General features: G+C 53.4%; 14 protein-coding genes. 3 read left to right on the plus strand and 11 right to left on the minus strand.

Annotation, left to right across the window (positions count from 1 at the left end; translation table 11 throughout):
* Nucleotides 1-20: 20 nt before the first annotated feature.
* On the plus strand, nucleotides 21-773 hold the full coding sequence (gene yciT, locus VPX56_RS12725; RefSeq protein ID WP_326466723.1) for a DNA-binding transcriptional regulator YciT: 753 nt from the start codon (nucleotides 21-23) through the stop codon (nucleotides 771-773).
* 267 nt (nucleotides 774-1,040) lie between these two features.
* Nucleotides 1,041-1,259, plus strand: a complete 219-nt coding sequence (gene osmB / locus VPX56_RS12730; protein ID WP_008501216.1) for an osmotically-inducible lipoprotein OsmB — start codon at nucleotides 1,041-1,043, stop codon at nucleotides 1,257-1,259.
* Between the two features lie 105 nt (nucleotides 1,260-1,364).
* On the opposite strand, the gene yciH is transcribed toward osmB, so the two are convergent.
* The 5 genes from yciH to pgpB form a co-directional block, all read right to left on the minus strand.
* On the minus strand, nucleotides 1,365-1,691 hold the full coding sequence (yciH, locus tag VPX56_RS12735) for a stress response translation initiation inhibitor YciH (RefSeq protein WP_263609539.1): 327 nt from the start codon (nucleotides 1,689-1,691) through the stop codon (nucleotides 1,365-1,367).
* Nucleotides 1,691-2,428, minus strand: a complete 738-nt coding sequence (gene pyrF, locus VPX56_RS12740) for an orotidine-5'-phosphate decarboxylase (protein ID WP_131632428.1) — start codon at nucleotides 2,426-2,428, stop codon at nucleotides 1,691-1,693. The genes yciH and pyrF overlap by 1 nt, the downstream gene beginning before the upstream one ends.
* 184 nt (nucleotides 2,429-2,612) lie before the next feature.
* Entirely contained in the window at nucleotides 2,613-3,782 is a 1,170-nt protein-coding gene (lapB, locus tag VPX56_RS12745) for a lipopolysaccharide assembly protein LapB (protein ID WP_263609537.1), read from the minus strand.
* A gap of 6 nt (nucleotides 3,783-3,788) precedes the next feature.
* Nucleotides 3,789-4,097 (minus strand): LapA family protein, encoded by a 309-nt coding sequence (locus VPX56_RS12750; RefSeq protein WP_013096374.1) that lies wholly within the window; start codon nucleotides 4,095-4,097, stop codon nucleotides 3,789-3,791.
* 148 nt (nucleotides 4,098-4,245) lie between these two features.
* Nucleotides 4,246-5,013 (minus strand): phosphatidylglycerophosphatase B, encoded by a 768-nt coding sequence (gene pgpB, locus VPX56_RS12755; RefSeq protein WP_131632426.1) that lies wholly within the window; start codon nucleotides 5,011-5,013, stop codon nucleotides 4,246-4,248.
* 194 nt (nucleotides 5,014-5,207) lie between these two features.
* Here pgpB and ribA point away from each other — a divergent pair, with 194 nt between their 5' ends.
* On the plus strand, nucleotides 5,208-5,798 hold the full coding sequence (ribA, locus tag VPX56_RS12760; protein ID WP_003856813.1) for a GTP cyclohydrolase II: 591 nt from the start codon (nucleotides 5,208-5,210) through the stop codon (nucleotides 5,796-5,798).
* A gap of 37 nt (nucleotides 5,799-5,835) precedes the next feature.
* On the opposite strand, the gene acnA is transcribed toward ribA, so the two are convergent.
* From acnA to topA, 6 genes are all read right to left on the minus strand, one after another.
* Complete coding sequence (acnA, locus tag VPX56_RS12765) at nucleotides 5,836-8,511, minus strand: aconitate hydratase AcnA (RefSeq protein ID WP_131632425.1); 2,676 nt, start codon at nucleotides 8,509-8,511, stop codon at nucleotides 5,836-5,838.
* 162 nt (nucleotides 8,512-8,673) lie between these two features.
* Complete coding sequence (gene ymiC, locus VPX56_RS12770; protein ID WP_242673382.1) at nucleotides 8,674-8,772, minus strand: small membrane protein YmiC; 99 nt, start codon at nucleotides 8,770-8,772, stop codon at nucleotides 8,674-8,676.
* 138 nt (nucleotides 8,773-8,910) lie between these two features.
* Nucleotides 8,911-9,081: a hypothetical protein gene (locus tag VPX56_RS12775; RefSeq protein ID WP_165500670.1), complete on the minus strand. Its 171-nt coding sequence runs from the start codon at nucleotides 9,079-9,081 to the stop codon at nucleotides 8,911-8,913.
* A 2-nt stretch (nucleotides 9,082-9,083) separates the two neighbouring features.
* Nucleotides 9,084-9,224, minus strand: a complete 141-nt coding sequence (locus VPX56_RS12780) for a YmiA family putative membrane protein (RefSeq protein WP_216689425.1) — start codon at nucleotides 9,222-9,224, stop codon at nucleotides 9,084-9,086.
* 338 nt (nucleotides 9,225-9,562) lie between these two features.
* Nucleotides 9,563-10,537 (minus strand): HTH-type transcriptional regulator CysB, encoded by a 975-nt coding sequence (gene cysB, locus VPX56_RS12785; RefSeq protein WP_131632424.1) that lies wholly within the window; start codon nucleotides 10,535-10,537, stop codon nucleotides 9,563-9,565.
* Between the two features lie 187 nt (nucleotides 10,538-10,724).
* Nucleotides 10,725-13,322: a type I DNA topoisomerase gene (gene topA, locus VPX56_RS12790; RefSeq protein WP_326466734.1), complete on the minus strand. Its 2,598-nt coding sequence runs from the start codon at nucleotides 13,320-13,322 to the stop codon at nucleotides 10,725-10,727.
* Between the last annotated feature and the right edge of the window lie 359 nt (nucleotides 13,323-13,681).

A 13,681-nucleotide genomic window follows, 5' to 3' on the forward strand; every position in this document is an offset into this window, starting at 1 on the left:
TGCTTTAATAAATGGATGCTATGAATTCCCGACAACAACTCATTTTGCAGATGGTCATCGATCAGGGTCGCGTAAGCGTGGTCGATCTTGCCAAAACGACAGGCGTTTCTGAGGTCACAATCCGTCAGGATCTTAATCTTCTGGAAAAACAGAGCTACCTGCGTCGTGCGCATGGCTATGCCGTCCCGCTGGACAGTGAGGACGTAGAAACCCGCATGATGAACAACTATGCCCTCAAGCGTGAACTGGCAGAGTTTGCGGCGTCGTTAGTGAATAACGGCGAGACGGTCTTTATCGAGAACGGCAGCAGCAATGCGCTGCTGGCACGCACCCTTGCCGATCAGAAAGATGTCACCATCATCACAGTGAGCAGCTATATTGCGCATCTGCTGAAGGAGACGCGCTGCGAAGTGATCCTGCTCGGGGGAATCTACCAGAAGAAAAGCGAAAGCATGGTTGGCCCGCTGACGCGTCAGTACGTACAGCAGGTACATTTCAGCAAGGCGTTTATCGGCATTGACGGCTGGCAGCCTGAGACCGGTTTTACCGGCAGGGATATGATGCGCACAGACGTCGTTAACGCCGTGCTGGAGAAAGAGTGCGAGGCGATAGTGCTCACCGACAGTTCAAAGTTTGGTGCTGTCCATCCCTATACCATGGGCCCGGTATCACGCTTCAGCCGCGTCATTACGGATGAACGCCTGAGCGATGAGCATCGTATTAAACTCGAAAATCATGGCCTGAACGTCGATATTATTAAAAAGCCCGTTTGAGCCTTCTTCTGCGCCCGAATTATTTCGGGCGTACACACGCCCCCTCTCTGAGATAATTCCTATCCCGCCTTTAAGAGTTTTTACCTGTATAAGCTGACCTAAAGTCGTAAAATTAATGTTAGCGATATAACAGGAAGTGACTATCACCTGCGTGATTACGTAACGCCTGCGCCACTAGCTTTCACGGAAAAGCATATTTAGGTATTGATATTGTCTATACTTAAGGGGCATTCCTTTCCGTGAATCGATAATTCAGGAGAAAGTATTATGACCTTAACCAGCAAAAAATTAGCCGCCGCTGTACTGGCAATCACTGTAGCAATGTCCCTGAGCGCATGCTCTAACTGGTCTAAACGCGACCGTAACACCGCTATCGGTGCGGGTGCCGGTGCTCTTGGTGGTGCGGTATTAACTGATGGTAGCACGCTGGGTACATTAGGTGGCGCGGCCGTTGGTGGTATTATCGGTCACCAGGTCGGCAAATAATTAATCAAAAGCCTGCGCCGGTATAACATTATATTGAGCGAATTTCAGGCCTGACTTACGCACGTCAAGAATAAGAGCCACGGTATGCACCGTGGCTCATTTATTTTAACCACCCGCCAGTTTTACCTTCATCCCCCTGGCTTCGAGCAGAGATTTTATGAGGTCGCGTTTGTCGCCCTGTATTTCGATAATGCCGTCTTTTACAGCACCGCCGCAGCCGCACTTCTTCTTCAACTCTGCAGCCAGCTTCACCAGCTCAGCGTCATCAAGGTCAATGCCGGAAATCAGGCATACGCCCTTTCCTTTTCGCCCGCTGGTTTGACGCTGAATACGAACGATGCCATCTCCCTTCGGACGTTCTACCTTTTCTTTTGGTTCGTCAATGCGTCCACTGTCAGTGGAATAGACCAGACGGCTATTGGAATCAGACATTACGCCCCCTTTTTCAGTGATGCATTAATTGCTTTCAGCGTGCCGGCAGGGTTTGCAGACTGCGTCACCGGTCGCCCGATAACCATATAATCAACGCCCGCCGCCTGCGCCTGCTCGGGCGTCATAATACGGCGCTGATCGCCCACGTCGCTCCCTGCGGGACGGATACCCGGCGTAACCAGCTTAAACTCTTGACCCAGTTCATTTTTGAAGCGCACGGCTTCCTGCGCCGAACAAACCACGCCATCAAGGCCACAGTTTTGCGTCAAACGCGCCAGCCGTTCAGCATGGTCTGCAGGTGACAACGTCACGCCGAGATCGCGCAAATCGCTTTCATCCATACTGGTCAGGACGGTCACGGCAATCAGTAACGGCGCATCCTTACCGAACGGCAGAAGCGCTTCACGCGCGGCCGTCATCATTCTCGCCCCACCTGAAGCGTGAACGTTAACCATCCAGACCCCAAGCTCTGCCGCTGCCGCAACGGCATGCGCAGTGGTGTTTGGGATATCGTGAAATTTCAGGTCGAGGAAAACGTCAAAACCACGCTGCTGGAGGTCACGAACAATTTGCGGCCCGAAGAGCGTGAACATTTCTTTGCCCACTTTCAGGCGGCAGTCGCGCGGATCGATACCGTCGACAAAGGCCAGTGCGGCATCACGCTTGTTGTAATCAAGAGCAACAACAACGGGAGAATCAGTAACTACGCGGGAAGTGGAGGAAGTAACAGACGTCATGACCAGCCCTTTTCGTCTATGGGCGCGCTGCGGCGCGGAACAGATAAACGGCCAGCATTCTACCTGCCAGCGCTACAAATTGACAGAATCGATTTACTTTCCTGCCAGGCTACAGGCCGCACGGTGCCAGACGGGTTTAGAAAACCGTAAGTATGTTGTAACTAAAGTTAGGGCTTTTTAAAAACTACTGCCCGTCCAGGCCGCGTATCGGCTTAATCGTCGACCAGGCACGGCAGGAAGGACAGTGCCAGTAAAGGGAATAGGCGGTGAAGCCACACTTCTGACAGCGGTAGCGCGGCTTGCTGCGAACCTGCTCGCCGACCATGTCGCGCAGCACCATCAGGCTCTCTTTTGCTCGCCCTTCTTCCGCGTCGTTCAGGTGATAATCCATCAGCTTGTGGAATACACGCATGGTGGGGTGGCGCTGGAGCTGACGCGTGATGTAGATTTGGGCTGTGTCGCTGCCTTCATGCTGCTCTACCACGTCCGAGAGCATCAGTTCGGCGGTCGCACCGGTGTTCTCTTCTACACAACGGCGCAGGAAGGCAACCCACTCGTCCTGCTTATCCAGCTGCTGATAGCAGGTCTGCAGCATGTCCAGGGTTTCGCTGACCAGCTCTTTATCCTGATCGATAACCCGCAGCAGGCTTTCAACGGCTTTAGCAAACTCACCTTTGGCCATAAAGACGCGCCCCATCATAATGGAGATGCGCGCGCTGCTGCGATCTGCTGCGGCCCCCTTCTTGAGCAACGCCATGGCTTTTTCCATGTCGTCGTTCCCCATTTGCTGAAGGGCAAGCTCGCAGTAGAAATGGGCTATCTCCACGCGCTGTTTGTCTTTGCCGAGCTTAACCAGGCGCTCGGCGGTATCAATGGCTTTCTGCCAGTCGCTGGTAGCCTGATAAATTTGCAGCAGCTGCTGCAGCGCGCTGATGCGAAAATCCGTCTCATCCACCAGCTGCGCGAACATATCTTCGGCGCGGTCGTATAAACCTGCCGCCATGTAATCACGGCCCAGCTGTTGTACCGCCAGAAGACGCTGGTCGTAGGTCAGCGATGCGCTTTCCATGAGGGTCTGGTGAATGCGAATGGCGCGGTCAACCTCGCCGCGAGAGCGGAACAGGTTACCCAGGGTGAGATGGGCTTCAACGGTACCGGTGTCCTCTTTAAGCATGTCGAGGAACAGGTCTACCGCTTTGTCCTGTTGATTGCTCAGAAGGAAGTTCACCCCCGCAACGTAGTCGCGGGAGAGGCGATTGGCTTCATCCTGTTTTGTTTGTTGCGCACTTCTGCGGCCCATATACCAGCCATAGGCTGCGGCTACAGGCAAAAGCAGAAACAACAACTCCAGCATATTCGATTATTCCTTGACTACCGGCACACCAGAGCTCTCCGGAATGTCGGACGCAGGCGCAATTTGATGTTCGAGTCTCTTGATTTTGCGCTCAGCGCGCGCAAGTGAAACGCGGACCTTGAGCCAGAACAGGCCGCAAACCAGCCAGCCAATGGCAAAACCCGCTGCGAATAACACCGCCAGCAGGCTCGATACGCGATACTCGCCCTGCGCCAGCAGATAGTTAAAGGTTACCTGTTGATCATTTTGCGCGCCCAATGTGACTGAAATGACAAAAATCGCCAACACCAGTAAGAAAATGAGTAAATATTTCACATTACTTCCCGTTATGTGGTTCAAGCGAATAAAGTGTGTTCAACTCACCGCAATCAGCCTTATAAACTACCATTTTAGCGACGGACGCGAAATGGAAATAATAGCGCGCCAGTCATGGATTTATGGGCATAAGCGTTAATTTCAACCTTTACGCCCCGGTTTGTTCCCTTTCGGCGATTTCTTTCTTCTCAACTGGCGGCGGCGTTAACGGACCGCATAGCCGCTCAGCGAGCCAGGTCGCAAGCGTCACCAGCAGCCAGGATATCAGCGTCGCCACCACCAAATCTCGCGGCCAGTGCATACCCAACAATAAGCGACTCCCCATTACCGCCGTTGCCCACACCAGCAAAAGGGCTATCGTCACCGTTCTGCGCCGCGGCCACAGCAGCCCAACGCCGAGTAACGCCCAGCTTGCCGCAAACATAGTATGCCCGGAAGGAAACGCGAACCCGGTTTCCTTTTGCCAGTGCTTGCGTAAAAATTTAGGAATATCTTGCTGTTCCGTAAGCTGCTCTTTCACCAGCGCACCACGATCTTTACGCTTTAAAGTGTAGAACTCATCTACCGGAATATGATGCGTTTTTTCAAGCCACACGACAAAAGGACGCGGCTCCTGTACATGATCTTTCACCCAGGATTTTACCCCTTGCCCCACCAGGATCGCCCCGCCAAGAATGGCAAACAGCATGATGGCCGGACGTAGCCGGAAGCGCAGGCACCACAGAAACCAGGCGCACAGTATGACATGCGTAATTATGCCCCAGGGCTGAGTCACCGTCTCGGTAACCCAATACAGTGATTTAAGCCACAGGGCGTTATGCCCGGGCTGCCACATCCAGCCGGAGGCCCATACGATCACAGGCATAATCAGTAATATGGCCGCACCCGCTGCCGTTCGTCTGGCGATTAAAAGCATGTCTTCTCCTTTTTCTAAGCATCACAATCATAACTGAAATTTATTCATCTGGTGGATATGTCGGATCGTGCGTTTAACGTTCATATAGCATGGCGGCCATTAGGCGAACGTGCCGCGCTTGTGGCAAAATGGACAGATACAGAAAGCAAAACAGGCAAAGACACGAAACGTGTCAGCCTACTCTGGAGAATCACATGCAGCTTAAACGTGTGGCAGAAGCCAAACTGCCTACCCCATGGGGCGATTTCCTGATGGTGGGTTTTGAAGAACTGGCAACCGGGCAGGATCACGTCGCCCTGGTGTTTGGCGATATTTCAGGACAGACGCCGGTGCTGTCTCGTGTACATTCGGAATGTCTGACCGGTGACGCCCTGTTCAGCCTGCGCTGCGACTGCGGTTTTCAGCTGGAGGCCGCGCTTTCCCATATTGCAGAGGAAGGCCGTGGCGTTCTGCTTTATCATCGTCAGGAAGGCCGCAACATCGGTCTGCTGAATAAAATTCGCGCGTATGCGCTGCAGGATCAGGGTTACGATACGGTTGAAGCGAACCACCAGCTGGGCTTTGCCGCCGACGAGCGCGATTTCACCCTGTGTGCGGATATGTTCAAGCTGCTGGGCGTGGACGAAGTGCGTCTGTTAACCAACAACCCTAAAAAAGTCGAAATTCTGACCGAGGCGGGCATCAATATCGTTGAACGCGTGCCGCTGATCGTCGGGCGTAACCCGAAGAACGCGCACTATCTCGATACCAAAGCGGCTAAAATGGGCCACCTGCTGAGCGAGTGATCGCAAAAAGCCCGGCACGAATGCCGGGCTTGTCTTATCAATCCAGCATCTTACGAATCACATAATGCAAAATGCCGTCGTTCTGGTAGTAGGTCAGCTCCGTCGCGGTATCGATGCGGCACCGACATTCCAGCACCTCTGTTTTCCCATCCGCACGCGTTAGCTTCACCGGCACCGTTTTGCCCGGCTGAAGGCTTTGCAAACCGCTGATATCGATCTGCTCCTCCCCGGTTAAACCGAGGGTCTTACGCGTGACGCCCTGCGGGAACTCCAGCGGCAGAATACCCATGCCGATCAGGTTTGAACGGTGGATACGTTCAAACGACTCGGCAATCACTACCCGCACGCCGAGCAGACGCGGTCCCTTGGCCGCCCAGTCGCGGCTGGAGCCTGAACCGTACTCTTTCCCGGCGATGACCGCCAGCGGCGTTCCTTCCTTCTGATACTTCACCGCGGCATCGTAAATTGAAACGACTTCTGTACCCGGCAGATGGCGCGTCATGCCGCCCTCTACGCCTGGCACCATTTCGTTGCGTATGCGGATGTTGGCAAACGTCCCGCGCATCATCACTTCATGGTTGCCACGGCGTGAGCCGTAGGAGTTAAAGTCCCGACGCTCCACGCCGCGCCCTTGTAAATAGCGGCCTGCAGGGCTGTCGGCCTTGATGCTCCCCGCCGGTGAAATGTGGTCGGTGGTGACGGAGTCGCCCAGCATCGCCAGAACCCGCGCGCCGTGGATATCCTTAAGCGGTGCAGGGTCTGCCAGCATTTCATCGAAGAACGGCGACAGGCGGATATAGGTAGAATCTGCCTGCCAGTCGTAGGTATCAGACCCAACGACCTTGATCTCCTTCCATTCCGGCGTGCCTTCAAACACCTCGGCGTACTCTTTGCGGAACATGTCGGTCGATACCTTCTCCACCGCGCGCGCAATTTCACGCGACGACGGCCAGATATCTTTCAGGTAGACAGGTTCATTCTTGCGGTCGTGACCAATAGGATCGGTCGCCAGGTTAATGTTCATATTTCCGGCCAGGGCATAAGCCACAACCAGCGGCGGCGAGGCCAGCCAGTTGGTTTTCACCAGCGGGTGAATACGCCCTTCAAAGTTTCGGTTACCGGAGAGCACGGCGCCCACGGTCAGGTCACCCTGCTTGATCGCCACTTCGATAGGCTCGGGTAACGGACCGGAGTTGCCGATGCACGTCGTACAGCCGTAGCCCACAAGGTTAAAGCCTAACTCATCAAGATACGGCGTGAGACGGGCCTGCGCCAGATAGTCGGAAACGACCTTCGACCCCGGCGCCAGGGAAGCCTTCACCCACGGCTGAGGCTTAAGGCCCAGCTCCACCGCTTTTTTAGCGAGCAGCCCGGCGGCCATGAGCACGCTTGGGTTAGAGGTATTGGTACAGGAGGTAATCGCCGCGATGACCACGGCCCCGTCAGGCAGCTGATACTGATGCCCGTTCATGACGTAGTCGACCGGATGACGATCTTTTTGTGAGGAATTGACCTCGAGCTCGTTACTGGCCGCAAAGGCTTTCGGCACGTTGTTCAGCGCTACGCGGTCCTGCGGACGTTTCGGGCCGGCCAGGCTCGCCTCGACGGAGCCCATATCTAACTCAAGCGAGCTGGTGAATACCGGCTCATCGCCCGGGTTTCGCCACATCCCCTGCGCTTTGGTGTATGCCTCAACCAGCGCCACCTGTTCTTCGCTGCGGCCGCTCAGGCGCATGTACTCCAGCGTTACGCTATCGATGGGGAAAAAGCCGCAGGTCGCGCCGTACTCGGGCGCCATATTGGCGATAGTGGCGCGGTCCGCCAGCGGCAGAGAATCCAGGCCATCGCCGTAGAATTCAACAAACTTGCCTACCACGCCGTGCTTACGCAGCATTTGCGTTACCGTCAGCACCAGGTCGGTGGCGGTGATCCCCTCAGAGAGTTTACCGGTAAGCTTGAAGCCCACCACGTCCGGAATGAGCATAGAGACAGGCTGGCCGAGCATGGCCGCTTCGGCTTCGATGCCCCCGACGCCCCAGCCCAGCACGCCCAGGCCGTTAATCATGGTGGTATGCGAATCGGTGCCCACCAGCGTGTCAGGATAGGCTACCCACTCCTTATCCTGCAGTTCACTCCAGACGGCTTTGCCAAGGTACTCAAGGTTGACCTGGTGACAAATGCCCGTGCCGGGCGGCACAACGCTGAAGCGGCTAAACGCCTGCTGCCCCCACTTCAGGAACACATAGCGCTCGTGGTTACGTTCCATTTCCAGACGAACGTTCTCGCCAAAGGCATCATCGTCACCGAAACGATCGACGGTTACCGAGTGGTCAATAACAAGGTCAACGGGCGAGAGCGGATTCACTTTGGCCGTATCGCCACCGAGGCGCTTAACGGCTTCACGCATTGCGGCTAAATCGACCACCGCAGGAACACCGGTGAAGTCCTGCATCAGAACCCTGGCGGGACGGTAGGCTATCTCTCTGTCAGCATGGGCATCCTTTAGCCATCCTGCCAGCGCGTGAATATCTTCAGAAGTGACGGAATCCTCATCCTGCCAGCGCAGGAGATTTTCCAGCAACACTTTTAACGACTTGGGTAACCGCGAAATGTCACCAAGCGTTTTGGATGCCAGCGGCAAGCTATAGTAGTGCCAGGTTTTATTTTCTGCCTGCAACGTGTCCTTACTGGCTTCGCGTAGGGTTAACGACATAAGCTCCTCCTTAATTACAGAGATGTCCTGACAATCATCAGGGCTGTATTTAAAGATAACACATAGATGTCGTAACGTTTTGATAACAACCCAAATTGATAAATTTAGGAATGGTCTCGCGCCATGAAAACAAAAAACCCCGCCGAAGCGAGGTTTTTGGATTTAGTGGAGAGCCAGCCAGATGAGCTGACACCAGAACAGAATCGACACGGAGAAAACGCCGATCCATGACCAGTATTTGAGAGTTGTCATGTTATTCATCATAGGGACACCAGGCTTTATTTATTAAAGTTTCCGAGGTCTGCCCTCAGTTCTATATTGCTGATGTGTATTTATTAAAGAGTACAAAAGCGCAGAGTCTTTATTCAGACTATTTGCATCGTTACGCAATTAACTAAATTATTGTTTTTTGGGTTCGTCTTCTGCGAACACATCAATAAAGGCTTGCTGTTGAGGCGTCAGTTTCCATGACGCAGGAACACTGGTCGCAGGTGCTTTGCGAGCTTTGTGACCGTTGTCACGCGGCTGACACATTGGTTTTGTCATTTCTGAACGTGCCGTGACTGCCATAGTTAACCCCAATATTTCCAGGCCAGGAGAGCAACCGCCACCCAGAACAGGGCAGAGACGAGAAAGACCGCTAACCAGGCTTTGCGTTTGAGAGCAGGATCCCTTTGCGGTTCTTCACTTCCTGAAGGCATTGCTAACCTCATACAATCGATATCACTTATCATTTTATGACCAAACAATTGGTACAATTAATCATCTGTTGAGATAAATCCTAAAGAAACTTTAGCTGAAAAGCCAGTGAATTTACGCATCTGTACCTGGGAAATATTCATTCTTTTGACCAGAAATAAATAATTGAAAAGAAATATTTGCGAAGGCGTTAATTACTTTCTACTTTTGTCGCAAATTCGCGACAGTAAAACCTTAAACATTAAAAGGGTAATGACATTTTACGTCAGCAGGGTGCAGATGATGATAATTCTAATTTAGGTTTGAGGGGTTATTTCGGTATCTTTCCACAGGGGAAAGATACCGGAAGTGATTATTTGGCGGGGAGCTTAATATCCTTAAACATCTCTTCAATGTCTTCATTTGAACGCAGTGCAACGGCCGTATCGACTACGTCACGCGTTAAATGAGGAGCAAAGCGCTGAATAAAATCATACATATAGCTGCGCAGGAAGGTGCTTCGACGGAAGCCAATCTTCGTGGTGCTGTGGCTGAAGATGTCGTCCGCATCCAGGCGTACCAAATCGGGGTCAGAAATCGGATCTACCGCCATGCTGGCAATAACGCCGACGCCAAGCCCGAGCCTGACGTAGGTTTTAATGACGTCAGCATCGGTTGCTGTAAAGACGATACGCGGCGTAAGCCCCGCGCGGTTAAATGCCGTATCAAGCTCTGAGCGCCCGGTAAATCCAAATGTGTAGGTCACTAGCGGATACTGGGCCAGCTCTTCGATGGTCACCGAGCCTTTACCCGCTAAAGGATGATCGGGCGTGACCACAATAGAACGGTTCCAGTGGTAGCACGGCAGCATGACCAGGTCGTCATACAGGTGGAGCGCTTCCGTAGCGATAGCAAAATCCGCATTGCCCTTAGATACCGCCTCTGCAATTTGCGTTGGCGATCCCTGATGCATGTGTAAGGAAACGCGTGGATAGCGTTCAATGAAGCCTTTAATCACGCCTGGCAGCGCATAGCGCGCCTGAGTATGCGTAGTCGCTATATAGAGCGAGCCTTTATCCGGCCAGGTATGTTCCCCCGCTACGGATTTTATCGCATCAACTTTAGAGAGGACTTCCCGTGCAATTCTGATGATTTCCTGCCCGGCGGGCGTCACCTGCGTCAGGTGCTTACCGCTGCGGGCAAATATCTGAATGCCTAACTCATCCTCCAGCATGCGAACCTGCTTGCTGATGCCCGGCTGCGAGGTATAAAGCCCCTCAGCGGTAGAGGAGACGTTAAGGTTGTGGTTTACCACCTCAACGATATAACGAAGCTGCTGTAGTTTCATGCCAGACCATCCGATTTAGCGCACGCGGTCAATCGCTTAAGACGATTTGATAATAAGAAAAGGGTTAACTATAACCACTATATCACTTATAGCCTGACTGTATAGTACGGAACAAAAAATAATAACATCGTAATAAAAAAGGGCCGGAATTCCGGCCCTTTCACAGGTAAGCTACGGTAAGCGAAGGTTATTTTTTACCTTCAACCCATTTTCCGTCAACAAAGAACGCTGACCATCCGGTCGCTTTACCCTCTTTTTCAGCGGCAACGTACTGCTGCTTCGTCTTGCGGCTAAAACGCACCACGGTCTTATTGCCTTCAGGATCCTGCTGCGGCGCATCGGCCAGATAACGCAGTTTTTCCGGCAGACGATCGCGGAAGCGATACAGCTCCTCGACCAGCGGCGCGCGCGTTTCGCGCGATTTCGGGAAGGTGTTAGCCGCCAGGAATACGCCTGCCGCACCGTCGCGCAGCACGAAATAGGCGTCAGACTTCTCGCACGGCAGCTCTGGCAGCGGAACCGGATCTTCCTTCGGCGGAGCCACTTCACCGTTACGCAGGATTTTACGCGTATTTTTGCACTCGTCGTTGGTGCAAGCCATGTACTTACCGAAGCGCCCCATTTTCAGGTGCATTTCAGAACCACACTTCTCACATTCAACGATCGGGCCGTCATAGCCTTTAATGCGGAACTCGCCCTCTTCGATCTCATAGCCGTCGCAGGTCGGGTTATTACCGCAGACGTGCAGCTTGCGTTTAGGATCGATCAGGTAGCTGTCCATCGCCGTGCCGCATTTCTGGCAGCGACGCTTGGCGCGAAGGGCATTGGTTTCTGCATCGTCACCTTCCAGCACGTTGAGCACTTCGTTCTCAGGTACCAGATTGATGGTGGTTTTGCAGCGTTCTTTTGGCGACAGCGCGTAGCCGGAGCATCCGAGGAAGACGCCCGTCGTTGCGGTACGGATCCCCATCTTACGGCCGCAGGTTGGGCAGTCGATGCTGGTCAGTACCATCTGGTTTGGCAGCATGCCGCCCTCTTCAGGATCTTTTTCGGCTTTTTCCAGCTGGTCGGTAAAGTCGCTGAAGAAGCTATCGAGAACCTTTTTCCATTCCGCCTGATGGCTGGCAACCTGGTCCAGGCTGTCCTCCATCTGTGCGGTGAAATCGTAGTTCATCAACTCACGGAAGTTTGCTTCCAGACGGTCGGTGACAATTTCACCCATTTTTTCAGCGTAGAAACGGCGGCTTTCAACGCGGACATAGCCTCGATCCTGAATGGTCGAAATAATCGACGCATAGGTGGACGGACGGCCAATGCCCCGTTTTTCCAGCTCTTTCACCAGTGACGCTTCACTGAATCGTGCAGGCGGCTTGGTAAAGTGCTGGGCAGGAACCAGATCGACAAGCGACAGCTCATCGCCCTTGTTGACCGCAGGCAGCGTTCTGTCTTCATCACCTTTACGCAGCGCAGGCATGACTTTCGTCCAGCCGTCGAAGCGCAGAATACGGCCGCGCGCTTTCAGGCGGAAATCACCCGCGCCGACGGTCAGCGTCGTGGAGTCGTACTTAGCAGGCGTCATCTGACAGGCCACGAACTGGCGCCAGATCAGCTGATAGAGCTTCTGCGCATCCGCTTCCATATCCTTCAACGATTCCGCTAAAACGGAGACGTCAGAAGGACGAATCGCTTCGTGTGCTTCCTGCGAGTTCTCTTTGCTGGCGTACTGGTTTGCGCTTTCCGGCAGATATTTCTTACCGAAGTTATCACTGATGTAGCCGCGCACCATGCTGACCGCGTCCTGGCTCAGGTTAGTTGAGTCAGTACGCATGTAGGTGATGTAACCCGCTTCATACAGGCGCTGGGCCATCATCATGGTTTTCTTCACGCCGTAGCCCAGGCGCGTGCTTGCAGCCTGCTGCAGCGTAGAGGTAATAAACGGTGCGCCCGGCTTGCTGCTGGTCGGTTTATCCTCGCGCTCCAATACCTGATAGCGTGCTTTTTCCAGCAGCGCTACGGCGGCCATGGTCTGGTCGCGGTTTTCAGGACGGAAAGGCTTATCGTTGTGATGGCTTACCTGCAGCGGCAGAGCGTCACCGCCCGGCGTGGTCACATTGGCGTCCACTTCCCAGAACTCTTCGGGCACGAAGGCTTTAATTTCGCGCTCACGCTCAACGACCAGACGCACAGCGACAGACTGTACACGGCCTGCGGACAGACCGCGTGCAACCTTTTTCCACAGCAGTGGAGATACCATGTAGCCTACAACACGGTCCATAAAGCGGCGTGCCTGCTGGGCGTTAACACGGTCAATGTTCAGTTCGCCCGGCTTCTCAAACGCCTGACGAATCGCATTCTTAGTAATTTCGTTAAACACTACACGGCTGTAGCGTTTGTCGTCACCCCCGATCACTTCCCGCAGGTGCCATGCAATGGCTTCCCCTTCGCGGTCAAGGTCGGTTGCGAGATAAATGTGGTCTGCTTTTTCAGCAAGCTGCTTCAGCTCGTTAACGACTTTTTCTTTCCCGGGCAGCACTTCATATTGTGCGTCCCAGTTATGCCATGGGTTAACACCCATGCGGTTGACAAGCGCGCTACGTTCATCCTTTTTAGGCTTTTTGGCCCCTTTGGTGGAGGTAGAGTCTGCGCTCTTTTTGCTGGCTGAGCCACTGGTCGGCAAATCGCGGATATGACCAACGCTGGACTTAACCACGTAGTCATTACCCAGATACTTATTGATCGTTTTGGCTTTTGCCGGGGACTCAACGATGACGAGAGCTTTACCCATATTCACCTTTACCTAATTTAATTCTTCCAGGAATACGCCGCACGTTGATTTCCCTTCCGCTGACGACGAGCCATTGATATTGCGACTGCGTCAGGGGATATCAACCCCTTTGTCTTGCCTGACCTCAAACAGATGATGCCCAGGTCATTGACTTAACGGGTATTTTTTTCACACTTACTGTAATTCGTGACGAATTCCCGGTCGAATGTCAAGCAATTCTGTTGCCAGAATGACGAAAGCGCACACTGTACCTGATAAAATTCGTTACGCAACTTTATTAGCATGCAAAAGCAAATCCCGCCAGCCGACCACCGTTGCCTTACCCTCTCACATTACAGGGAAAATTTGCCCCCAAAGCC

This window comes from Enterobacter wuhouensis, assembly GCF_035835995.1.
Lineage (GTDB): Bacteria > Pseudomonadota > Gammaproteobacteria > Enterobacterales > Enterobacteriaceae > Enterobacter > Enterobacter wuhouensis.

Coding starts and splice junctions, on each gene's coding strand:
- yciH (WP_263609539.1), bottom strand. CDS start 1,691: ATGTCTGATTCCAATAGCCGTCTGGTCTATTCCACTGACAGTGGACGC.
- cysB (WP_131632424.1), bottom strand. CDS start 10,537: ATGAAACTACAGCAGCTTCGTTATATCGTTGAGGTGGTAAACCACAAC.
- yciT (WP_326466723.1), top strand. CDS start 21: ATGAATTCCCGACAACAACTCATTTTGCAGATGGTCATCGATCAGGGT.
- osmB (WP_008501216.1), top strand. CDS start 1,041: ATGACCTTAACCAGCAAAAAATTAGCCGCCGCTGTACTGGCAATCACT.
- acnA (WP_131632425.1), bottom strand. CDS start 8,511: ATGTCGTTAACCCTACGCGAAGCCAGTAAGGACACGTTGCAGGCAGAA.
- ribA (WP_003856813.1), top strand. CDS start 5,208: ATGCAGCTTAAACGTGTGGCAGAAGCCAAACTGCCTACCCCATGGGGC.
- pgpB (WP_131632426.1), bottom strand. CDS start 5,013: ATGCTTTTAATCGCCAGACGAACGGCAGCGGGTGCGGCCATATTACTG.
- pyrF (WP_131632428.1), bottom strand. CDS start 2,428: ATGACGTCTGTTACTTCCTCCACTTCCCGCGTAGTTACTGATTCTCCC.
- VPX56_RS12775 (WP_165500670.1), bottom strand. CDS start 9,081: ATGGCAGTCACGGCACGTTCAGAAATGACAAAACCAATGTGTCAGCCG.
- topA (WP_326466734.1), bottom strand. CDS start 13,322: ATGGGTAAAGCTCTCGTCATCGTTGAGTCCCCGGCAAAAGCCAAAACG.
- lapB (WP_263609537.1), bottom strand. CDS start 3,782: ATGCTGGAGTTGTTGTTTCTGCTTTTGCCTGTAGCCGCAGCCTATGGC.
- ymiC (WP_242673382.1), bottom strand. CDS start 8,772: ATGAATAACATGACAACTCTCAAATACTGGTCATGGATCGGCGTTTTC.
- VPX56_RS12780 (WP_216689425.1), bottom strand. CDS start 9,224: ATGAGGTTAGCAATGCCTTCAGGAAGTGAAGAACCGCAAAGGGATCCT.